Annotated in this window: 17 protein-coding genes and 1 tRNA gene; 8 read left to right on the top strand and 10 right to left on the bottom strand. The window is 70.6% G+C overall.

Going from position 1 to position 20,003, the window contains the following annotated elements; all coding sequences use genetic code 11:
• Nucleotides 1-74: 74 nt before the first annotated feature.
• A complete protein-coding gene (locus tag ACI2JZ_RS12170) occupies nucleotides 75-455 on the bottom strand; it encodes a nuclear transport factor 2 family protein (protein ID WP_247623460.1) in 381 nt (126 codons plus the stop codon).
• A gap of 122 nt (nucleotides 456-577) precedes the next feature.
• Between ACI2JZ_RS12170 and serS the strand changes: the two genes are divergently transcribed.
• The 4 genes from serS to ACI2JZ_RS12150 all read left to right on the top strand — a co-directional run bounded on the left by serS (nucleotide 578) and on the right by ACI2JZ_RS12150 (nucleotide 4,179).
• Nucleotides 578-1,897 carry a serine--tRNA ligase gene (gene serS, locus ACI2JZ_RS12165; RefSeq protein ID WP_247623459.1) on the top strand — a complete coding sequence of 440 codons (1,320 nt, stop codon included), beginning with the start codon at nucleotides 578-580 and terminating at the stop codon, nucleotides 1,895-1,897.
• On the top strand, nucleotides 1,894-2,715 hold the full coding sequence (locus ACI2JZ_RS12160) for an HAD family hydrolase (protein WP_404597728.1): 822 nt from the start codon (nucleotides 1,894-1,896) through the stop codon (nucleotides 2,713-2,715). Before serS ends, ACI2JZ_RS12160 begins: the two co-directional genes overlap by 4 nt.
• A 42-nt stretch (nucleotides 2,716-2,757) precedes the next feature.
• A tRNA-Ser gene (locus ACI2JZ_RS12155) sits at nucleotides 2,758-2,842 on the top strand.
• A 50-nt stretch (nucleotides 2,843-2,892) separates the two neighbouring features.
• Nucleotides 2,893-4,179, top strand: a complete 1,287-nt coding sequence (locus tag ACI2JZ_RS12150; RefSeq protein ID WP_247632921.1) for an LCP family protein — start codon at nucleotides 2,893-2,895, stop codon at nucleotides 4,177-4,179.
• Between the two features lie 7 nt (nucleotides 4,180-4,186).
• Here the strand turns inward: ACI2JZ_RS12150 and ACI2JZ_RS12145 are convergent, their stop codons facing one another.
• From ACI2JZ_RS12145 to rhaI, 3 genes are read right to left on the bottom strand one after another with little or no spacing between them, the layout of a single operon-like run.
• Nucleotides 4,187-5,596 (bottom strand): rhamnulokinase family protein, encoded by a 1,410-nt coding sequence (locus tag ACI2JZ_RS12145; protein ID WP_404597727.1) that lies wholly within the window; start codon nucleotides 5,594-5,596, stop codon nucleotides 4,187-4,189.
• Nucleotides 5,593-7,629: a bifunctional aldolase/short-chain dehydrogenase gene (locus ACI2JZ_RS12140; RefSeq protein ID WP_404597726.1), complete on the bottom strand. Its 2,037-nt coding sequence runs from the start codon at nucleotides 7,627-7,629 to the stop codon at nucleotides 5,593-5,595. The genes ACI2JZ_RS12145 and ACI2JZ_RS12140 overlap by 4 nt, the downstream gene beginning before the upstream one ends.
• Before the next feature lie 40 nt (nucleotides 7,630-7,669).
• A complete protein-coding gene (gene rhaI, locus ACI2JZ_RS12135) occupies nucleotides 7,670-8,836 on the bottom strand; it encodes an L-rhamnose isomerase (protein WP_247624729.1) in 1,167 nt (388 codons plus the stop codon).
• Between the two features lie 98 nt (nucleotides 8,837-8,934).
• On the opposite strand from rhaI, the gene ACI2JZ_RS12130 reads away from it, so the two are divergent.
• Together ACI2JZ_RS12130 and ACI2JZ_RS12125 are read left to right on the top strand one after the other, a co-directional pair.
• On the top strand, nucleotides 8,935-9,648 hold the full coding sequence (locus ACI2JZ_RS12130) for a HEAT repeat domain-containing protein (RefSeq protein ID WP_404597724.1): 714 nt from the start codon (nucleotides 8,935-8,937) through the stop codon (nucleotides 9,646-9,648).
• Between the two features lie 9 nt (nucleotides 9,649-9,657).
• Complete coding sequence (locus tag ACI2JZ_RS12125) at nucleotides 9,658-10,125, top strand: hypothetical protein (RefSeq protein ID WP_404597723.1); 468 nt, start codon at nucleotides 9,658-9,660, stop codon at nucleotides 10,123-10,125.
• On the opposite strand, the gene ACI2JZ_RS12120 is transcribed toward ACI2JZ_RS12125, so the two are convergent.
• Genes ACI2JZ_RS12120 through ACI2JZ_RS12100 form a run of 5 tightly spaced genes read right to left on the bottom strand, consistent with a single transcriptional unit; the run spans nucleotide 10,122 to nucleotide 17,945 of the window.
• Nucleotides 10,122-11,393 carry a four-carbon acid sugar kinase family protein gene (locus ACI2JZ_RS12120; RefSeq protein ID WP_404597722.1) on the bottom strand — a complete coding sequence of 424 codons (1,272 nt, stop codon included), beginning with the start codon at nucleotides 11,391-11,393 and terminating at the stop codon, nucleotides 10,122-10,124. The genes ACI2JZ_RS12125 and ACI2JZ_RS12120 overlap by 4 nt on opposite strands.
• Complete coding sequence (locus tag ACI2JZ_RS12115) at nucleotides 11,386-12,639, bottom strand: RuBisCO large subunit C-terminal-like domain-containing protein (protein ID WP_404597721.1); 1,254 nt, start codon at nucleotides 12,637-12,639, stop codon at nucleotides 11,386-11,388. The genes ACI2JZ_RS12120 and ACI2JZ_RS12115 overlap by 8 nt, the downstream gene beginning before the upstream one ends.
• 4 nt (nucleotides 12,640-12,643) lie before the next feature.
• On the bottom strand, nucleotides 12,644-14,626 hold the full coding sequence (locus ACI2JZ_RS12110) for a glycoside hydrolase family 127 protein (protein WP_404597719.1): 1,983 nt from the start codon (nucleotides 14,624-14,626) through the stop codon (nucleotides 12,644-12,646).
• Entirely contained in the window at nucleotides 14,623-15,312 is a 690-nt protein-coding gene (locus tag ACI2JZ_RS12105) for an aspartate/glutamate racemase family protein (RefSeq protein ID WP_404597717.1), read from the bottom strand. Before ACI2JZ_RS12105 ends, ACI2JZ_RS12110 begins: the two co-directional genes overlap by 4 nt.
• Nucleotides 15,309-17,945: a family 78 glycoside hydrolase catalytic domain gene (locus ACI2JZ_RS12100; RefSeq protein WP_404597716.1), complete on the bottom strand. Its 2,637-nt coding sequence runs from the start codon at nucleotides 17,943-17,945 to the stop codon at nucleotides 15,309-15,311. The genes ACI2JZ_RS12105 and ACI2JZ_RS12100 overlap by 4 nt, the downstream gene beginning before the upstream one ends.
• A 145-nt stretch (nucleotides 17,946-18,090) precedes the next feature.
• Here ACI2JZ_RS12100 and ACI2JZ_RS12095 point away from each other — a divergent pair, with 145 nt between their 5' ends.
• Nucleotides 18,091-18,921 carry an NAD-dependent epimerase/dehydratase family protein gene (locus ACI2JZ_RS12095; protein ID WP_404597714.1) on the top strand — a complete coding sequence of 277 codons (831 nt, stop codon included), beginning with the start codon at nucleotides 18,091-18,093 and terminating at the stop codon, nucleotides 18,919-18,921.
• A 3-nt stretch (nucleotides 18,922-18,924) separates the two neighbouring features.
• On the opposite strand, the gene ACI2JZ_RS12090 is transcribed toward ACI2JZ_RS12095, so the two are convergent.
• Nucleotides 18,925-19,374 (bottom strand): MarR family winged helix-turn-helix transcriptional regulator, encoded by a 450-nt coding sequence (locus tag ACI2JZ_RS12090; RefSeq protein WP_404597712.1) that lies wholly within the window; start codon nucleotides 19,372-19,374, stop codon nucleotides 18,925-18,927.
• A 62-nt stretch (nucleotides 19,375-19,436) separates the two neighbouring features.
• Between ACI2JZ_RS12090 and ACI2JZ_RS12085 the strand changes: the two genes are divergently transcribed.
• Nucleotides 19,437-19,805 carry a VOC family protein gene (locus tag ACI2JZ_RS12085; protein WP_404597711.1) on the top strand — a complete coding sequence of 123 codons (369 nt, stop codon included), beginning with the start codon at nucleotides 19,437-19,439 and terminating at the stop codon, nucleotides 19,803-19,805.
• The last annotated feature ends 198 nt before the right edge of the window (nucleotides 19,806-20,003 follow it).

Raw genomic sequence — 20,003 nt, 5'->3', positions numbered from 1 at the left:
GCCGACGTCGGCACCGGTGGGTCTCGACGCGCATGGTGGGTCTCGACGGGCTCGCAGGAGACCGCGCTGCGCGGTCAGACGGTGCCGAAGGGGTTGTCGACCGCGTAGCGCCAGCCGTGCTCCTCATCGAAGACGGCCACGTCGGCGGTCGTGCCGGCGAGGGCGATCTCGGATCCGTCGGGGCCCGTGCCCGTGATCGTCCAGTCGGCGATCGCGAGGCCGGTGCCGGCGCTCTCGAACACGTGGCGGACGGTCATCGAGATCGGCAGGTCGAGGCCGAGGAACTGCTCGAGCGCGCCGCGGACGGCGGCCTCGCCGGTCACCGGGGTGCCGGGAGCCGGGACGAAGACGACGTCGGCGGTGTTCAGGGCCATCAGGCCGTCGAGGTCGCGGGCGTTGAAGCGGTCGGCGAAGGCCAGGTTCAGCTGGTCGAGCGAGGTGACACGGGTGGTCATGGGTATTCCTTTCACAGCGGCGATCGGCCGGATGCCGACCACCGAGGAGAAAGACGATGCACGGCCCCGGGTGTGACATCCGGCGAGCCTGAGGGGGTGGGAGACCCCCGTAGAATCGTGGAATGATCGACCTCGCTCTTCTCCGCGACCACCCTGATCTCGTCCGCCGCTCGCAGGCCGCGCGCGGCAACGACCAGGCCACCGTCGACATCGCACTCGAGGCCGATCGATCGCGCCGCGCGGCGCTCGCCGCGTTCGAGGAACTGCGGGCCGAGCAGAACGCGTTCGGCAAGGTCATCGCGAAGGCGCCGAAGGAGGAGAAGCCCGCGCTCGTCGCGCAGGGCAAGGAGCTCGCCGAGCGCGTCAAGCAGGCGCAGCAGGTCGCGAACGACGCCGGAGAGGCAGCATCCGCCGCCCTGGCCCGCATCGAGAACGTCGTGATCGACGGCGTGCCCGCCGGTGGCGAGGCCGACTTCGTCGAGCTGCGTCGCGTCGGCGAGGTGCCCTCGTTCGACTTCGAGCCGCGCGACCACCTCGAGATCGGCGAGATCCTCGGGGCGATCGACATGGAGCGCGGGGCGAAGGTCTCGGGTGCCCGCTTCTACTTCCTGCGCGGCATCGGCGCCCGTCTCGAGATCGCGCTCATGAACCTCGCGCTCGACAAGGCGCTGCAGAACGGCTTCGTGCCGCTCATCACGCCGACGCTCGTGCGCCCCGAGATCATGCAGGGCACCGGCTTCCTCGGCGAGCACGCCGACGAGGTCTACCACCTCGACAAGGGCGACGACCTCTACCTCGTCGGCACCAGCGAGGTCGCCCTCGCCGGATACCACAAGGACGAGATCGTCGATCTCTCGGACGGCGCGCTGCGCTATGCCGGCTGGTCGACCTGCTACCGCCGCGAGGCCGGATCGCACGGCAAGGACACCCGCGGCATCATCCGCGTGCACCAGTTCAACAAGCTCGAGATGTTCGTCTACACGGAGGCGGAGGATGCCGAGGCCGAGCACCTGCGCCTCGTGGCCCTGCAGGAGGAGATGCTGACCTCGCTCGGCCTCGCCTACCGCGTGATCGACGTCGCCGCGGGCGACCTCGGATCGAGCGCCGCGCGCAAGTACGACATCGAGGCCTGGGTGCCCACGCAGGGCGCGTTCCGCGAGCTGACGTCGACGTCGAACTGCACGACCTACCAGGCGCGCCGCCTCGACGTGCGCCACCGGCCGGTCGTCGACGGGGCGGACTCCGGTTCCGCACCGAAGACCCAGCACGTCGCGACGCTGAACGGCACGCTCGCGACCACCCGCTGGATCGTGGCGCTGCTCGAGACGCACCAGCAGGCCGACGGCTCGGTGCGCGTGCCCGAGGTGTTGCGCCCCTACCTCGGCGGGCTCGAGGTTCTGACGCCGGAGAACACGAAGGCGACGTCGAAGGTCACCGCATGACCTCGCCCTGGCTCGTCGCGCTCGACGTCGACGGCACCATCCTGCTCCAGGACGAGACGATGAGCCCGGGCGTGCCCGAGGCCGTCGCGCGCCTTCGCGATGCCGGTCACGTCGTGACGATCGCCACCGGCCGCAGCTGGATGGCCACCCGTCGGTACGTCGAGCAGCTCGAACTCGACGCCGAGTACGTCGTCTGCTCGAACGGCGCGGTCACGATGCGCCGCGTCGGCGACGACTGGGAGCGCTGGAACGTCGAGACCTTCGACCCCTCGCCCGCGCTCGCCCTTCTGCGCGAGCGCCTGCCGGACGCCCGCTACATGGTCGAGCTCGCCTCGGGCCAGCGGCTCTTCACCGACCAGCTCGACGACTGGACGCTCGACGGCGGCCGGCGGGTGAGCTTCGAGGAGCTCGCGGCCGAGCCCGTGTCGCGCATCGTCGTGGTCTCGCCCGGCCACGACGAGGAGGACTTCCATCGGCTGGTGGCGGATGCCGGCCTGAACGAGGTCTCGTACGCGATCGGGTGGACGGCCTGGCTCGACATCGCCCCGCAGGGGGTCGACAAGGGCACTGCGCTGGAGCGCGTGCGCGAAGAGCTCGGCCTCGTCGGGGAGCGCGTGCTCGTCGCGGGTGACGGGCGCAACGACATCGGCATGTTCGGCTGGGCGCGCACGCTCGGCGGGCGCGCGGTCGGCATGGGGCAGGCGCCGGCCGACGTGAAGGATGCGGCATCCGAGATCACCGACGACGTCGTCGACGGCGGGCTGGCGAGTGCGCTGAATACACTTCCAGCGCCCGCCCAGGTCAGCGCGGGAGAATAGAACTCGGCTAGACTCACGGCTTGTCGGCAGATCCGTCTGTCGGGAGGGTTGTCCGAGCGGCCGATGGAGCTGGTCTTGAAAACCAGTGGGCAGAGATGTCTCGTGGGTTCGAATCCCACACCCTCCGCTTCCTGAGCCCGGTGCCCCCTCACCGCAGGCAGAACCGAAAGGCACCGTGTGACCGAGAACACCCGACGCCGTCGAACGATCGCGCGCCACGGCCAGTTGCACTCGCCGGGACCCCTCAGCCAGCTGCTGAAGTTCATCGCGATCGGACTCGCGGTGGTGCTGGTGAGCGGTGTGGGCGTTGCGGCGTACGTCGTATACGACCTGCGCAGCACGCAGCTCGCGAACTCCGTCGAACTCGAGGGCCAGTCGGCCGATGCGGTTCCGCCGGACATCAGCGAGTACGAGGGTGGATTCAACTTCGTGCTCGCGGGTGTCGACACCTGCGAAGAGGCGTACGCCGGCTATTTCGGTGACCGCTGCAGCGGCAACGACTCGGAGGGCAACCTCAACGACGTCAACCTGCTCGTGCACGTCTCCGACAACCCCCGCCGCATCACGGTCGTCAGCTTCCCGCGCGACCTCATGATCCCCATCCCCGAGTGCACCGACGACGACGGCAACGTGCACTCCGCGATGAGCAAGCAGCCGCTCAACGTGGCCTACAGCGACGGCGGTCTCAACTGCGTCGCGAAGACGATCTCCGAGCTCACCGGTCAAGAGGTGCAGTTCGCGGCATCCGTCACCTTCGGCGGCGTGATCGAGATCACGAACGCGATCGGCGGCGTCGATGTGTGCCTCGCGAACCCGATCCGCGATCGTTACACGGGCCTCGACCTCACGGCCGGCACCCACACCGTGCAGGGCCTCGAGGCGCTGCAGTTCCTGCGCACCCGTCACGGCGTCGGCGACGGCAGCGACCTGGGCCGTATCGGCAACCAGCAGCAGTACATGTCGAGCCTGGCGCGCAAGCTCATCAGCGGCGAGACCCTCGGCAACGTGGGCACCATGCTGAAGCTCGCGAACGTCGGTCTCAGCAACCTCGAGACGAGCACGACGCTGAACGACCCGATGACGATCGTGCAGATCGCCCTCGCGGTCAAGGAGGTCCCGTTCGAGGACATCGTGTTCGTGCAGTACCCGACGGGCACCGACTCGCAGAACGCCAACAAGGTGGTGCCGAACTACACGGCCGCCGGCGAGCTCTTCGACGCGATCGAGGCGAACGCGCAGCTGCAGATCACGCACCAGAACACCAGCAACGACGGTGTGATCGTGCAGGAGCCCACGCCCGCCGAGACGACCCCCGAGGAGACGGCCCCCACCGAGGAGACGGCTCCGACCGAGGAGGCTGCTCCGACCGAGCCGGCGACGCCCGACAACGTCGTGGCGCTCCCCGACACCATCAAGGGCAACTCGGCCGCGCAGCAGACCTGCTCGAACGGCAACGTGCGCTGACCGACGGTCAGGTGTGCGGCGTGTAGCGCACGGGGGCATGCGTCGCGGCCACGAGGGCACGCAGCTCCTCGAGCGTCGCCGGCGCTGCACCGAGCGCCCGCGCCTGCACGAGCACGTTGCCGAGCGCTGTGGCCTCGACGGGGCCGGCGAGCACCGGGAGCCCGGTGCGGTCGGCGGTCGCCTGGCACAGCAGGGTGTTGAGGGATCCGCCGCCGACGATGTGCACGACGTCGAGGCGGCGCCCGGTGAGAGCGGATGCCGTCGCCACAGCTTCTGCGAACGCCACCGCGATCGATTCGACGATGCTGCGCGCGAACGCGGGTCGGTCGGTCGGGGCCGTCTGCCCGCTCGCGGCGAGCAGGGCGCCGATACGCGCGGGCATGCCACCCGGCGCCGAGAGCGACGGGTCGTTCGCGTCGAAGGTCGGCACGGGGGCGGTGACGGCGGATGCCGCGGCCAGCAGAGCGACCAGATCGATCGGAGCGCCGTCCTCGGCCTCCCAGGCCCGCACGGTCTCGCTCAGCAGCCACAGGCCCGCCACGTTGTGCAGGAACCGGAAACGCCCGTCGACACCGCGCTCGTGCGTGAAGTTCGCCGTGCGGGCGGCATCCGTCAGCACGGGCTCCGCGAGCTCGACGCCGACGAGTCCCCATGTGCCGCACGAGATGTACGCGGCGGAGGGAGACGTCATCGGAACCGCGGCGACGGCGGAGGCCGTGTCGTGCGAGCCGACCGCGATCACCGGGAGCTCGGCGCCGATCCGGCGGGCGATCTGCGGACGCAGGGTGCCGATGATCGCGCCGGGATCGACGAGTGCGGCCAGGAGCGCGGGAGCGATGCCGAGACGGGAGGCGAGGTCGGTGTCCCACTCCCCGTCGTCGACCCGGAGGAGCCCGGTGGTCGAGGCATTGGTGCGCTCGGCCACGCGCGCGCCCGTGAGGAGGAAGGCGAGCAGGTCGGGCACGAGCAGCGCGCTCTCGGCCTCGGGAGCGCGGTCGTCGACGCGCAGCTGATAGAGCGTGTTGAACGGCAGGAACTGGAGGCCGTTGCGGCGGTAGAGCTCGTCGAACGCGACGATCTCGTGCACCTCCGCGACGCCGCGAGCGGATCGCTCGTCGCGGTAGTGGAACGGCTCGGCGAGCACTTTCCCACCCGCGATCAGCCCGTAGTCGACGGCCCAGGAATCGATCCCGATGCTCTCGATCCCGGGCTCGCGGCGGATCGCCTCGGCCAGGCCGTCGAGCACGTTCTCGGAGAGGGCCTCGAAGTCCCAGTGCAGGCCGTCGGCGCGTTCGACGGGGCCGTTCGGGAACCGCGAGACGGGCTCGAGGTCGAGCAGGCCGTCGCCGATGCGGCCGATCATCACCCGGCCGCTGGTCGCGCCGAGGTCGACGGCCGCGACGGCGCGGGTGCTCATCGCAGGAACGCGGCGGCGACGCCGGAGTCGACCGGGATGTGCAGGCCGGTGGTGCGGCTCAGTTCGGGGCCGGTCAGCACGTACACGGCATCCGCCACGTTCTCGGGAACGACCTCGCGCTTGAGGATCGTGCGGTTGGCGTAGAACTGGCCGAGGTCCTCTTCGGCGACCCCGTAGGTGGCGGCGCGGTTGGCGCCCCAGCCCGAGGCGAAGATGCCCGAGCCGCGCACGACGCCGTCGGGGTTGATGCCGTTGACGCGGATGCCGTACTCCCCGAGCTCGACCGCCAACAGCCGCACCTGGTGGGCCTGGTCGGCCTTGGTCGCCGAGTACGCGATGTTGTTCGGACCGGCGAAGACGGAGTTCTTCGACGAGATGTAGATGATGTCGCCGCCGAGCTTCTGGTCGATGAGCACACGCGCGGCGGCCTTCGACACGAGGAACGAGCCCTTCGCCATGACGTCGTGCTGCAGATCCCAGTCCTTCTCGGTGGTCTCGAGCAGCGGCTTCGAGAGCGAGAGGCCGGCGTTGTTGACGACGAGGTCCACGCCGCCGAACGCGAGTACGGCGTCGTTCAGCGCCGCCTGGATCGCGTCGGCATCCGCCACGTTCGCCGCGACGCCGATCGCGACGTCGGTGCCTCCGAGCTCCGCCGCCGCGGCCTGCGCCTTCTCGAGGTCGAGGTCGGCGATGACGACGCAGGCACCCTCGGCCGCGAGACGAGTGGCGATGGCCTTGCCGATGCCGGACGCGGCGCCGGTCACGAACGCGATGCGCCCCTGGTGCGACTTCGGCATCGGCATCCGCTGCAGCTTGGCCTCCTCCAGCGCCCAGTACTCGATGTCGAACTTCTCGGCATCGGAGATGGGGGAGTAGGTCGAGAGCGCCTCGGCCCCGCGCATGACGTTGATCGCGTTGACGTAGAACTCGCCGGCGACGCGCGCCGTCTGCTTGTTCGCGCCGTACGAGAACATTCCCACGCCGGGAACGAGCACGATGAGCGGGTCGGCGCCGCGGATCGCGGGCGACTCGGCGGTCGCATGTGCGTCGTAGTACGCCTGGTAGTCGGCGCGGTATTCGGCGTGCAGCTCTTGCAGGCGCGCGATCTGCTCCTCGGCGGATGCCGTGGCCGGCAGGTCGAGGATCAGCGGCTTGACCTTGGTGCGCAGGAAGTGGTCAGGGCAGCTCGTGCCGAGCGCGGCGAGGGCCGGGGCTTTCTCGGAGGCGAGGAAGTCGAGCACCTCCGCGGCATCCGTGAAGTGGCCGACCATCGCGCGGTCGTGCGAGGCGATGCCGCGGATCGTGCCGGCCAGAGCGGCGGCGCGCTCGCGGCGCTCGCCGGCCGGCAGTGCCTCGAAGCCCGCGCGGATGCCGCCGAACGGATCGGTCTTCCCGTGCTCGGCGATGTACGAGGCTGCGGTGTCGATGATCCACAGCGAGTTCGCCTCGGCTTCGTCGGACGTGTCGCCCCACGCCGTGATGCCGTGGCCGCCGAGGATGCAGCCGATCGCCTGCGGGTTCGCCTTCTTGATCTCGGCGATGTCGAGTCCGAGCTGGAAGCCGGGGCGGCGCCACGGCACCCACACGACCTTCTCGCCGAAGATCTTCGAGGTCAGGGCCTCGCCGTCTGCGGCGGTCGCGATCGCGATGCCGGAGTCGGGGTGCAGGTGATCGACGTGCGCGGCATCCACGAGTCCGTGCATGGCCGTGTCGATCGAAGGAGCGGCTCCGCCCTTGCCGTGCAGGCAGTAGTCGAATGCCGCGACCATCTCGTCTTCGCGGTCGATGCCGGGGTACACGTCGACGAGCGCGCGCATGCGGTCGAGACGCAGCACGGCCAAGCCCTTCTCGGTGAGCGTGCCCAGGTCGCCGCCCGAGCCCTTCACCCACAGCAGCTCGACGGGCTGCCCGGTCACGGGGTCGATCTCGGTGCCCTTGGCGGAGGTGTTGCCACCGGCGTAGTTGGTGTTCTTCGGGTCGGCGCCCAGGCGGTTGCTGCGCGCGATCAGGTCGGCGGCGGTCGGGTTCGTCATGAGTGGTGTTCCTTGATCGAGGGGTCGAGGGACGGCGCGCTCAGGCGCCCCAGCCGGCCTGCACGCCACCGACTCGTTCTGCGGCGATCTTCTGCTGGTAGCCGGATGCCGCGTAGGCGGCCATCGGGTCGGCGGCGAGGCCGCGCGATTCGCGCCACTCGGCGAGGGCGGGGCGCACGTCGGTGTAGAACGCGTCCATGAAGATCGCGTTCGCGGCGAGCACGTCGCCGGACTTCTGCGCGGCGGTGAGGGCGTCGCGGTCGACGAGCAGCGCGCGGGCCGTCATCTCCTGCACGTTGAGCACCGAGCGGATCTGGCCGGGGATCTTGTCTTCGACGTTGTGGCACTGGTCGAGCATGAACGCGACATCGGGGTTGTTCAGACCGCCGCCGCGCACGACCTCGAAGAGGATGCGGAAGAGCTGGAACGGGTCGGCGGCGCCGACGATCAGGTCGTCATCGGCGTAGAAGCGCGAGTTGAAGTCGAACGATCCGAGCTTGCCGAGGCGCAGCAGCTGCATGACGATGAACTCGATGTTCGTACCGGGGGCGTGGTGGCCGGTGTCGAGGCAGACGGATGCCTTGTCGCCGAGCGAGACCACCTGCGCATACGAGGTGCCCCAGTCGGGAACATCGGTGTGATAGAACGCCGGCTCGAAGAACTTGTACTCCAGCACGAGTCGCTGGTCGTCGCCGAGGCGGGCGTAGATCTGCTGGAGCGATTCCTGCAGGCGGTCCTGGCGGCCGCGGAGGTCGGCCTGGCCGGGGTAGTTCGACCCCTCGGCGAGCCAGATCTTGAGGTCGCGGCTGCCGGTGGCATCCATGACGTCGATGCACGCGAGGTGGTGGTCGATCGCCTTCCGGCGGATCGCGGCGTCTTCATGGGTGAGCGCGCCGAACTTGTAGTCGTCGTCCTGGAAGGTGTTGGAGTTGACCGTGCCGAGCGTCACGCCGAGATCTTCGGCGTGCTTGCGCAGGTCGGAGAACGAGTCGACGAGGTCCCACGGGATGTGCAGCGCCACGCTCGGCGCCAGAGCCGTGTAGGTGTTGACCTGCGCGGCATCCGCGATCTTCTCCCACGGGTCGCGCGGCGTGCCGGGGGTGCCGAACACCTTGAAGCGCGTGCCGGAGTTGCCGAAAGCCCAGCTGGGAAGCTCGATGCCCTGCTTCTCGAGCGCGGCGAGGTGGTCAGGGGTGAGGACGGACATTGTCACTCGCTTTCTGTAAAGATGAATCGTTTCATAAGTTACGGCAGTACGAGAGATCCGTCAACTGCCGACGGCAAGCGAATGGGTATCATCGGGCGATGACCGACGACGTCGAATGGGAGACGAGGCTTCGGGCGCTCCCCTCCACCGAGTGGCCCGATTTCCTCACCATGCATTCCGGGCTTCCCGGTCCCCGCGCGAACCTCGCGCTCGTCTCCGCAGTAGCTCGCACAGCCGAACCGGCGGTGATTGCCGAACTCGCGAAGACGGATGACGAGTTCGCGATGATGTGCGTCGCCGCATCCCGCGGTGCTCGATCCGACGACGCCGACGTCCTCAGGCGACTGCGTGGCCACGCCGAGGACCAGCGGTGGCGCGTCCGCGAAGGAGCGGTCTTCGGTCTGCAGCTTCTCGGCGATCGGGACATCGCCGCGCTTCTCTCCATCGTGAAGTCCTGGGCGGAAGAGACCGATCCGCTCCTCCAGCGCGCGGCGGTTGCGGCGATCTGCGAGCCGCGGCTGCTGCGCGACTCGCGAACGGTCGGCGATGCTCTCGGCGTCTGCGCGACGACCACGGCGCACTTCGTCACCTGGCCGAGGGAGCGCCGTCGTGCTCCGGACGTGCGAGTCCTGCGCCAGACCCTCGGCTACTGCTGGAGCGTCGTCGTGGCGGCGGACCCCGACGTAGCCCTGGACGCCTTCCTCGGGCTGGATCCCGACCATCCCGACGTGGGCTGGATCGTCGCGCAGAATCTGCGCAAGAGTCGTCTCTCCCGGATCCTGCGCGACAGAGGTGAAGAGATGGCTCGGTAGCCTGTGGCCATGGGATTCTCACCGTGGGGCTTGGGTATCTCCCTGGCGGTGCTGGCTCCCACGTTTCTGCTGTGGGTGCTTCCGCCGCGGTCGCCGCTCCCCCGACCGCGAGTTCCCGGCGTGCTCGCCGTGCTGGAGCGCAGCGGCCAAGCGCTGTGCCTGGTCGTGCCGGCCGTCACGCTCCCCGGCGCGATGAGCGTGTGGTGGGCGGTGCCCGGCGGGCTGGCGCTGGTCGCGTACTACGCCCTGTGGGCACGGTACGTCGTCGAGCGCACCCCGGATTCGCTCTATCGGCGAACGTGGGCGCTGCCGGTACCGATGGCCGCGCTCCCCGTGCTGGTCTACCTCGCTGCGAGTGGGCTGCTGAGCAATCCGTTCATCGCCGCCAGCGCTGTCGTGCTTGCGGCGGGGCACGTGCCGACATCTCTGATCATCGCGAAGGAACTGCGCACGCCGCCCGATCGACGCGCGCTCTAGCGAGCCCCACCCCGCACCGCCTCGAACAGCCCGTCGTCGCCGACCTGCCCGCCCTTGAGGAGCACTTCGACGCCGTCGACCGAGGGATCATCGCTGCGGGTGCGCAACATCACCACGTTCGCGCCGGGATTCGCGGCGATCGACAGGCTCGCGATGCCGAGCGAGCGCACGACGCGGCTCGACGTGTCGCCGCCGCAGACGATCAGGCGGCGGGTCGCCCCGGCGCCGAGAGCCCCGCGGATGACGGACGTCGCCGCATCGGCGATCGCCGCCAGCACATCGGGGTGACCGGCGAACGCCGGGGCATCCTCCGACGAGAGGGCGACGCTGCGGCCCGCTCGCAGCAGCGCGACGACCTCGGTCTGTGCATCGGCATCCGGGGAGAGCGGGCGCACCGCCCAGCCGGCCGCCTGCGCGGCGGCGGCCTGGCGCCGGGTCTGCGGCGAGCGGCTGCCCGACACGGCCAGCACCGGGCCGCCGGCGGTGCGCTCGTCGGCGAGGGCGGATGCCGGACGCCCGAGCGCGAGCGCCCTGCTGAGACCGCCCGATCCGATCGCGAAGAGCGGATGCCGTTCAGTACTCAGCTCTTCCAATGCCGTGCCGATCAGCGCAAGATGCCCGTCGTCGAGGGCGTCGAGCACGAGAGCGGCTGTGGGGGAGCCGTCGATCTCTGCGGCGAGCGACGACGCCGTCGAGTACCGGGTGAGCGGCACACCGTCGATCGGCAGCGGGGTCTGCCGCGAGAGGTGCGCCGCGAGGTCGGAGTCGTCCATCGGCGTCGACGGATGCTGAGACATGGTCGGCTGGCGGTCGAGCCGGTGCACGGTGCCGCCCTCGGCCGCGAAGTGGTGGCCGAAGACCGTGTAGCGGCCGAAGTCGGGCTGGGCGAAGAGCACCGGAACAGTCCGTGGACCGAAGAGCTCGCGGCCGATCTCGATCACCCGGCCGAGGCTCCCGACGGTCGGCGAGGAGTCGGCCGTCGAGCACGCCTTGTACTGAACGATGCGGGGCGACAGATCGCGCAGGGCCGTGAGAGCGGGGCGTACCTCGGCGTCGAGCGCATCCGGTGAGAGCGAGCGGGCGATGCCGGCGATCCCGACCACCTCGTGGGAGCCGGCGGCATCCGCGAGAGCCGCGGCCGAGGGCGTGCCGATGAACAGGCATCCGCGCACCCCGTGCCGGGCGAACTGCAACAGCACGTCGACGCTGCCGGTGACGTCGTCGCCGTAGTAGGCGACAGCCGGCGGGGACAGCGGCGAATCAGTCACGGACCGCCCCGAAACGCTCGGTCGCCCGACGCAGTTCGGGCGATGCCGCCAGCGCCTGCGCGGGCGTCTCACCGCGCTCGGCCGACGCCCACGCGGCGCGCATGCTCTCGACACCGGCCGCGGCGCCGTCGGGATGACCGTGGATACCGCCGCCCGCGAGCACGAGCAGGTCCGACGACCCGACCGCGCGCCGGGTCGCGTGGGCGAGCCCTCCCCACTGGCCCGACGACAGCACCGGCACCGTGTCGCCCACACCGTCGAACGGCGTGCGCACATCCGCGATCGACGCGAGCACCTCGTCGTCGGACTCGTAGAACTTGTTCGAGATGCCGTTGGTGTGCAGATGGTCGGCGCCGCTGAGCCGCGCGAGCTTCTGCCAGGCTCGGAACGAGAAGCCGACCTGCGGGGAGCGGCTGATCGCGCCGAACATCGCGCGGTGGCCATGGATCGGCACCTGCGTGAAGCGCCGCACGTGCGCGAGGCCCGCGAGGCCCACCATATTGATGCACACCATGACGCAGGTACCCCCGGCGGCGACCACGAGGTCGTGGTTCTGCTCGAGCAGATGGATGTCGTCGGTGATGTTGAACGCGTACATGGGCATGCGCCCGGTGCGGTCGGCGTAGCGCTTCAGCACCGGCATCACGGCGGCCACCCGCTCGGCGAGCGGCGCGGTGGGGCCGTTGCCCTGCAGCTCGTCGTCCTTGATGAAGTCCACGCCCGCCTCGGCCAGCTCTCCCACCACCTCGGCGAGATCGGCCGGCGAGAGGCCGATGCTCGGCTTCACGATCGTGCCGATCAGTGCGCCGTCCGGGCGTCCCATCCGCTCGCGCGTGCCGGCGAGTCCGAAGCGGGGGCCGCCGTAGCGCTCGCCGAAGGCCGCGGGGAGGTCGAGGTCCACCAGCTTGACGGCCGCGAGCTCCTTGATCTCGAACAGGTTGCCGGCGACGGCCGCCTGCAGGTTCGGGATCGACGGCCCGAAGTTGTCGAGCGGAAAGCGCAGACGCATCCGTGCGCGCCGCCGCTGCGCCGGGTCACCGACGGTGCCGGGCAGGGCGCTGTCACCGGTGAGGGGCAGCTCCTCGAGGTCGACGACCTGCGCCGCGAAGCGGGCGCGCAGATCGTCGGATTCGCGCTCGACCCGCACGAAGGTGCCGGTCGACTGCTCCCCGGCGAGGGTCTCGGCGGCCTGCTGCAGCGGCAGCGAGGTCTCGATGACGTAGGTCGCGGTGACGTGGTCGCTCATCGGGTCACCAGACGATCGGGAGCCAGACCGACATCTCGCCCGGGCCGCGATTGCCCCACGCGAAGTACGGCACGAGCCGGGTCGGGATCTCGACGAGCGGGGCCGCGTCGATGTCGGCGTAGAGGGCGTCGTCGGAGGTGCCGGGAATGGCCTGGAGCGTCGTCGTCACGGCGAGAAGGCGCTGCCCGTCGATCTCGATCCGTTCGGTGCCGAACGTCGCACCGCGGCGCAGCGCCGCCTGTTCGAGCAGAACGTCATCGGGGAGGTCGGCCTCCTCGACGCAGTAGACGACCGGACCGCGCTGCACGGCGACCTGGTTCGCGGCCTCCTCGGCGAGGCGGTGGGCGCGCAGCACGCGCACCGGCATCGGCAGATCGAGCACGATCTCGTCGCCGACCGCGAGGGGCCGATCGATCCGCGTGTAGGTTCCGGGAGCGCTCGCCGCGACGGGTTCGCCCGCGACCGTGAGCGCGGCATCCGACGACCATCCGGGGATGCGCAGGTGCACGGGCAGTCCGCCCGCTTCGACCGCGGTCACGGTGAAGACGATCCGTCCATCCCACGGGTAGTCGCTGTGTTCGGTGAGCGCGAGCATCCGCCCGTCGTCGAGCACGGCGCGCAGTTCGCTGCCGCCGTACTGGTGCACGTGCAGACCGGCCTCCGAGACGGACGCCGCACGCTCGTGCCACCGCGAGAGTGTCCTGGTCGTGTTCGGCGGACAGCAGAAGCAGCTGAGGTACCGCTCGCGCAGACGCTCGTCGGACTTCGGCGGGGCGGGCACCGGGTGCAGCCCCGTGTCGCCCGCACGACGCAGCTCGAAGGGCAGCTCGCGCACCTGACGCAGCGGGTTCGTGTAGAAGTACGAGGTGCCGTCGAGGCTGATCCCGGCGAGCAGCGCGTTGAAGGCGATCTGCTCGATCACGTCGGCGAAGCGCGCCTCGCCGGTGAGCGCCAGCATCCGCTCTGCCCAGAGGATCATGCCGATGTTCGCGCACGACTCGGCGTGCGCGGTGGTGTGGGGCAGCTGATACGCGCGGCCGTAGGCCTGGTGCACGCGGCTGATCTGCTCCTGCCAGGGATGCCCGTCGGGCGAGGCGCCGTCGTAGAGCGCGCCGCAACCTCCGGTGATGTAGAGCTTGGTGTCGATCACGTCGTCCCAGAGGCGCGTGAGCACCTCGACGATGTCGGCATCGCCGGTCTCGAGGGCGAGGTCGGCGAGCCCGGCGTAGAGGTAGTTCGCCCGCACGGCGTGCCCGGCGACCACGTACTGCTCGCGCACGGGAAGGCGATCCTGGTTGTCGTCGCCACCCTGGAAGTCGTCGCGCACGCGCAGGAACGACTGGGCGAGCCCGAGCCAGCGGCGGTCGTCGGTCGCGCGGTACAGCTCGATAACGGCCATGTAGTGCGAGGGGCAGATCGCGCTGCGGGCGAGCTCGACCGGCTTGTTCTCGGCGAGATCCTCGAGGTACCCGGCGGCGCGCACGGCGACGTCGAGCAGCAGCGGCGATCCGGTGACCTCGTGATGCCGCACGCACATCGTGATGAGGTGGCCGAGGTTGTAGGTCTCGAAGTGGAACCTGTCGGCGAGGTCTGTGGCCGCCACCGGCCCGAGCGCCGCGATCAGCGTGGGCGTGTGCAGGTACCCGTCGGCGCGCTGCACCGAGGCGATGAGTCGCGCCAGCTCGTCGATCGTCTCGGCGAGGGCCGGATCGGAGCGCACCTCGAGCTGGGCGATCGCGGCTTCCATCCACTTGTAGAAGTCGCCGTCCATGAAGGGCGGTCCGACGTGCTCGCCCTGCTCGAGGCCGGCGGCGATGCGGAAGTTGCGCAACCCCGCGCTCACGGCGGGATCGCGGAGCGAGTCCCACATCGACGGAACGGTGACGTCGCGGGTGCGCTCCTGCACGGTGCCCCAGAAACCGCTCGCCCAGCGAGCGTGGTCGGTGCCGAGCGGAGTCAGCGTGCGCGGTCGTGTGGCGGTGGTCATCGGGCGTCCTCCGGGGTCGCGGTGCGGGTATCGGGATCGTCGTTCGCGAGCAGCTCGGCGAGTCGTGCGACCCCCGGCGCGATGCTGGTGAGCACCGGCACGGCGACCCGTGCGCTCTCGGCCGCCGAGGCCATCGAGGCCTGGGCGAGCACGACGACGTCGGCGTGGGCGGCCAGTCGTTCGATCGCGGCGGCGACGAGTGCGTCGTGCTGCGGGCGATCCCCTCCCGAGACCGCGGCGAACGCTCCGTCGACGACCTCGTCGAGGATCGTCGGCTCGACGCCGGCGATCGCGGCGCGCTCGCGCAGCAGCGCGACGGTCGGGGCGAGGGTGGTCGGGAGGGTGGCGATCACGGCGACGCGTTCGCCCGTGGCGACGGCCCGATCGGCCATCGCCTCGTCGATGCGCAGCACGGGGATGCCGGCACGCTCGGCGGTGGGAGCCGCGTAGCCCGAGATCGACGAGCACGTGAGCATGACGACGTCGGCTCCGGCATCGCGCGCGGCGCCGGCGAGGTGCGCGAGACGCTCGGCGACGGATGCCGCGCGCTCCGCGTCGCCCAGATCGGCGACGATCCGGTCGTCGAGGTAGTTCACGAACGTCGCGTCGGGCAGGGCCGCGCGGGCGGCGTCGACGACCGGGCCGATCACGACGGCCCCGGTGTGCAGGAAGGCGACGCGGGTCATGCGGTCACCTCCGCGGCGGAGTCGGTGGCGTCGGCATCCGCTCTGTCGAGCGCGACCGAGCGCGTGTGCGTGCCGTGCCCGACCTCTTCCTCGGGCTGCCCCGGGAGGGCGAGCACGCCGGTGGTGCCGACGGGCAGCTCGGCGGTGACGTGGAGCACGCCCGCGTCGATCCGCCACGAGACCGCGGCCTCGCCGAACGGGGTGCGATGCCGGGCCGCTGCCGAGGTGAGTCCGCCGCCGGGGCGCGGGGCGACGCGGATCCGTCGGTAACCCGGGGCATCGGCGGCGAGGCCGGCGACGACGCGGTGCATCCAGTCGACCACGGCGCCGAGCGCGTAGTGGTTGAACGAGGTCATCGACCCGGGGTTCACGGAGCCGTCGGGGCGCATCGAGTCCCAGCGCTCCCAGACCGTCGTCGCGCCCATGCCCACCTGGTACAGCCACGACGGGCACTCCTTCTCGAGGAGTAGGTCGTAGGCGGCGTCGAGCTGACCGTTCGCGCTGAGGGCGTCGGTCACGAGCGGCGTGCCCACGAACCCGGTGCCGATGCGGTTGCCCCCGGCGTGCACGAGCGCGGCGAGCCGGGCGGCGGCGGGGGCGCGCAGCTCGTCGGGGAGCAGGTCGAACTCGAGGGCGAGCGCGTAGGCGGTCTGCGCGTCGGAGGTCATCCGCCCGTCGTCGCCCACATAGGCGCCGATGAACGCCGCCTTCGCCTCGGCGGCGAGGGCGGTGTAGTGCGCGGCATCCGCCGTCTCGCCCAGCGTCGCGGCCATGTCGGCGACCAGCCGTGCCGAGTACGCGAAGTAGCCCGAGGCGACGAGGTAGCGATCGGTGAGGGCGTCGGCCGGGTCGTGCGGGGGAGCAGCAGGGTCGAGCCAGTCGCCGAGCTGGAACCCGGTGTCCCACAACCGCGAGGGACCCGCGATCTCGGCCTGCAGGTCGACCCACGCGCGGGCGCTGTCGAACTGCGCGCGCAGCACGCCCTCATCGCCGAAGCGGCGGTGCAGGGTCCACGGCACGATGGTCGCGGCATCGCCCCAGGCGGCGCCCGGGCGCTGCGGGGTCCACATGGTGTCGGCCGGGATGACGGGCACGTACCAGGGCACGGTGCCGTCGGGCAGTTGCTCGGCCTCCAGGTCGCGCAGCCAGCCGGCGAGCATGCCGGAGGAGTCGTACAGGAAGGATGCTGCCGGCGCGAACACCTGGATGTCGCCGGTCCATCCCAGGCGCTCGTCGCGCTGCGGGCAATCGGAGGGGATGTCGACGAAGTTTCCGCGCATGCCCCAGACGACGTTCTCGTGCAGGCGGTCGAGCTGGGGGTTCGAGGATTCGAACCAGCCCGTGCGCTCCATGTCGGTGTGCAGCACGCGGGCGACGAGAGCGCCGGCCGCGGCATCCGCATCGATGTCGCCGGGCCAGCCGTCGACCTCCACGTAGCGGAAGCCGTGATAGGTGAAGCGCGGTTCCCACTCCTCGCCCTCGGGGCGCCCGGCGAACGTGTAGACGTCGGTCGAGACCGCGTCGCGCAGCGGGCGCGTGTAGAGCTCGTCGTCCTGCAGCACCTCGGCGGTGCGCAGCGTCACGGTCGTGCCCGCGGCGGCCGTGGCGCGCAGGCGCACGACGCCGACGAGGTTCTGCCCGAAGTCGAGCACGCGCTTGCCGGCGGGGGTGCGCAGCACGGTGACCGGGTGCACCTCCTCGGTCACGCGCACGGGCGGGCCGGTCGGCGCCACGAGCGTCGCGGGGTCGCGGCGGCGCAGCTGCACGCGCTGCCAGTCGCCATCGTCGTAGCCCGCGCGGCTCCATCCCGGCAGCTCCTCGCGGGCGTCGTAGGTCTCGCCGTCGTAGATTCCCGAGTGCAGGATCGGGCTCGGCGCCGACCGCCACCGGGTGTCGGTCGCGACGGTCTCGGTCGTGCCGTCGGCGTAGGTGAGCTCGAGCTGACCGATGAAGGAGAGATCGTCGCCGAAGACGTTGCGGAAGCCGCCGCGCCAGCCGAGACGCCCGCGGTACCAGCCGTCGCCGAGCCACGCGCCGATCGCGTTGTCGCCCTCGGCGAGCAGGTCTGTCACGTCGTAGGTGTAGTAGCGCAGGCGCTCGCGGTAGACGGTCCAGCCGGGGGAGAGCACGTCGGTGCCGACACGCTCGCCGTTGATCTCGGCCTGGTAGAGGCCGTGGGCCGACGCATAGAGGCGGGCGCGCACGAGGCCGGGGCGCACGGTGAAGTCGCGGCGGACGAGCGCGGGCCGGCGGTCGTCGCGCATCGGGTTCTCGTTCCAGATCGCGCCGATGGGGCCCGCGGTCCAATCCTCGGGGTGCAGCAGTCCGGTCTCGACCGTGGCCCAGGGGCTCGGGTCGCTCCATTCGCCGTCGGTGCCGCGCACCCGCACGCGTACGGATGCCCGGGCGCGCGAGTGGAGTGCCCGACCCGGCCACGGCACGAGCACCTGCGCGTCGGAGTCGATCTCGAAGGTGTCGACGGCGCCATCGGTGTCGATCTCGATGCGGGAGGCGGTCTGCGTCCATCCGGTGGGAGCGGTGTCGATCACCCATGACAGGCGCGGGCGTGACTCGCCGATGCCCAGGGGCTCGCGGTGATGCTCGAAGCGAACGGCGGATACGGTGGCCGGCATTGGACACTCCCAAGATTTCGAAACGTTTCAGAGACGCAGACAAAGCGTTGTCGTAGCGAATCGCGTTAGAATTGTGACGTTTCAATACTAGGGCATGGAGGTCGGCGAGGTCGATCACCTGCCAGACTCGGACGCGGAGGTCCCCATGGTCATTGCGGTCACAGGAAGCAGCGGCACGCTCGGTCGCGCGACGGTCGAACGACTGCGCGCCGGGGGAGCCGAGGTCATCGGCTACGACCTCGCCGGCCCCGCCGGGGCGGGCTTCACGCGCGTGGACCTCACCGACTACGGGCAGACGCTCGACGCGCTGCTCGGGGTGACTGCGCGCCATGAGGGCATCGACGCCCTCGTGCACCTCGCCGCGATTCCGGTGAACGGGCTCGTGCCCGATGCCGCGACCTTCGAGAACAACGTGCTGGTCTCCTCGCACGTCCTGCTCGCCGCGCATCGCGCCGGCATCCGCACCGTCGTGCTCGCGTCGAGCATCACGGCCATGGGCTTCCCCTTCGAGGTCGCGCCGCCGTCGCTCCCGGTCGACGAGACCTACACGCGCGCGTTCAACACCTACGGCCTCGGCAAGGTCGTCGAAGAGGCGATGGCCGCGCAGCTCGTCGGATGGCATCCGGATGCCTCGATCACCGCGCTGCGCTTCACCAACGTCGTCGCGCCCGAGGCCTACGACACCTTCGCCGCGGCATCCGAGCCCGACTACCGCCGTGACCTGTTGGGGTCGTGGGTCGACGCGCGCGACGGAGCCGAAGCCGTGGCGCTCGCGCTCGAGGCGGCGACCCCCGGGTTCCGCGTCTACAACGTCGCAGCTCCCGAGTCGGGCAATGCGGCGCCCTCGCGCGAGGTCGCGGAACGGTGGTTCCCCGGCGTTCCCGTGGCCGAGGATCTCGCCGAGTTCGGATCGCTCATGTCGACCCGCCGCATCCAGGACGAACTCGGCTTCCGCGCGCGCTACGACTGGCGCTGACGCTCACGTGCCTGTGTCCGCGCGCAGCGACCGCACCATGCCCTGGAGCAGGTGGAACGCGACCTGCTGATCGTCGGCGCTCATGCTCGACAGCATCCGTTTCTCGACCGCGCGCACCGCGGCGGTCGCCTGCGCGAGCAGGTCGCGCCCGGCGGGCGTGAGGTCGGTGGGGAGCGCCTTGCCGACCGGGGCTTCGGATGCCCGCACGACGAGCCCCTCGCGTTCGAGCTGCTGCAGCAGCACGTTCATCGACTGCCGGGTGACGAAGGCGCCGCGGGCGAGGTCGGAGTTCGAGAGGCCGGGGCGCTGCGCGAGCAGTTCGAGGCAGGAGTATCGCGTGATGGTCATGTCGAGGGGGCGCAGGGCCTCTTCCATCGCGAATCGCAGGGCGCTCGCGGCCTCCTTCAATAGATACCCGAGGGAGGTCGGCAGGTGGATGCCGTCTTGACTCATGTCAGTATTCTGACATAGATTGATGCATGTCAGAAAACTGACACGTATCGAAGGAGCATCCCATGCCCGTCACCGGCCCCGACTTCATCTCTCTGCAGACGCGCGACCTCGACGCCTCGCAGGCGTTCTACGAGAAGTACCTCGGCCTCGTGCGCTCGCCCGCCGGGCCTCCGCACGCCGTCGTGTTCACGACCACGCCGATCGCGTTCGCGCTGCGCGACATCGTGCCCGGAACCGATCTCGCCGCAACGGCGCAGCCCGGCATCGGCGTCGCCCTCTGGCTGCACGCGACGGATGTGCAGAGCATCCACGACGCCCTGGTCGCCGATGGGCGCACGATCGTCGCCGCCCCCATCGACGGACCGTTCGGGCGCACCTTCACCTTCGCCGACCCCGACGGCTACCACGTCACCCTCCACGATCGCGCGTGACGCTCTCGGAGGGGACGCTTCGACAGGCTCAGCGACCCACTGTCTGGTCGACGTCAGCGCCCCACTCGCGAGGGGTGCGGTCACGCCCCGTTTTTGGCTCCCCGCGCGGCGGGTCCAGGGCCCGCGCGCGCAAGCCCCGTGCGAACGAATCTGGGGGCTGCACCGGTGGGGTGGGGTTATGACCCAGGGGGGGTGCAT

Source organism: Microbacterium sp. NPDC087868 (assembly GCF_044900755.1).
GTDB classification, from domain to species: Bacteria; Actinomycetota; Actinomycetes; order Actinomycetales; family Microbacteriaceae; genus Microbacterium; species Microbacterium galbinum.
The sequence above is the reverse complement of the archived record's forward strand: the minus strand, read 5'-3'. Positions and strand labels throughout refer to the sequence as shown.

What these genes read in the sequence shown, in the direction of transcription:
- ACI2JZ_RS12170 (WP_247623460.1), bottom strand. Translation starts at nt 455, where the DNA reads ATGACCACCCGTGTCACCTCGCTCGACCAGCTGAACCTGGCCTTCGCC.
- serS (WP_247623459.1), top strand. Translation starts at nt 578, where the DNA reads ATGATCGACCTCGCTCTTCTCCGCGACCACCCTGATCTCGTCCGCCGC.
- ACI2JZ_RS12160 (WP_404597728.1), top strand. Translation starts at nt 1,894, where the DNA reads ATGACCTCGCCCTGGCTCGTCGCGCTCGACGTCGACGGCACCATCCTG.
- ACI2JZ_RS12145 (WP_404597727.1), bottom strand. Translation starts at nt 5,596, where the DNA reads ATGAGCACCCGCGCCGTCGCGGCCGTCGACCTCGGCGCGACCAGCGGC.
- ACI2JZ_RS12140 (WP_404597726.1), bottom strand. Translation starts at nt 7,629, where the DNA reads ATGACGAACCCGACCGCCGCCGACCTGATCGCGCGCAGCAACCGCCTG.
- rhaI (WP_247624729.1), bottom strand. Translation starts at nt 8,836, where the DNA reads ATGTCCGTCCTCACCCCTGACCACCTCGCCGCGCTCGAGAAGCAGGGC.
- ACI2JZ_RS12130 (WP_404597724.1), top strand. Translation starts at nt 8,935, where the DNA reads ATGACCGACGACGTCGAATGGGAGACGAGGCTTCGGGCGCTCCCCTCC.
- ACI2JZ_RS12125 (WP_404597723.1), top strand. Translation starts at nt 9,658, where the DNA reads ATGGGATTCTCACCGTGGGGCTTGGGTATCTCCCTGGCGGTGCTGGCT.
- ACI2JZ_RS12115 (WP_404597721.1), bottom strand. Translation starts at nt 12,639, where the DNA reads ATGAGCGACCACGTCACCGCGACCTACGTCATCGAGACCTCGCTGCCG.
- ACI2JZ_RS12110 (WP_404597719.1), bottom strand. Translation starts at nt 14,626, where the DNA reads ATGACCACCGCCACACGACCGCGCACGCTGACTCCGCTCGGCACCGAC.
- ACI2JZ_RS12105 (WP_404597717.1), bottom strand. Translation starts at nt 15,312, where the DNA reads ATGACCCGCGTCGCCTTCCTGCACACCGGGGCCGTCGTGATCGGCCCG.
- ACI2JZ_RS12100 (WP_404597716.1), bottom strand. Translation starts at nt 17,945, where the DNA reads ATGCCGGCCACCGTATCCGCCGTTCGCTTCGAGCATCACCGCGAGCCC.
- ACI2JZ_RS12095 (WP_404597714.1), top strand. Translation starts at nt 18,091, where the DNA reads ATGGTCATTGCGGTCACAGGAAGCAGCGGCACGCTCGGTCGCGCGACG.
- ACI2JZ_RS12090 (WP_404597712.1), bottom strand. Translation starts at nt 19,374, where the DNA reads ATGAGTCAAGACGGCATCCACCTGCCGACCTCCCTCGGGTATCTATTG.
- ACI2JZ_RS12085 (WP_404597711.1), top strand. Translation starts at nt 19,437, where the DNA reads ATGCCCGTCACCGGCCCCGACTTCATCTCTCTGCAGACGCGCGACCTC.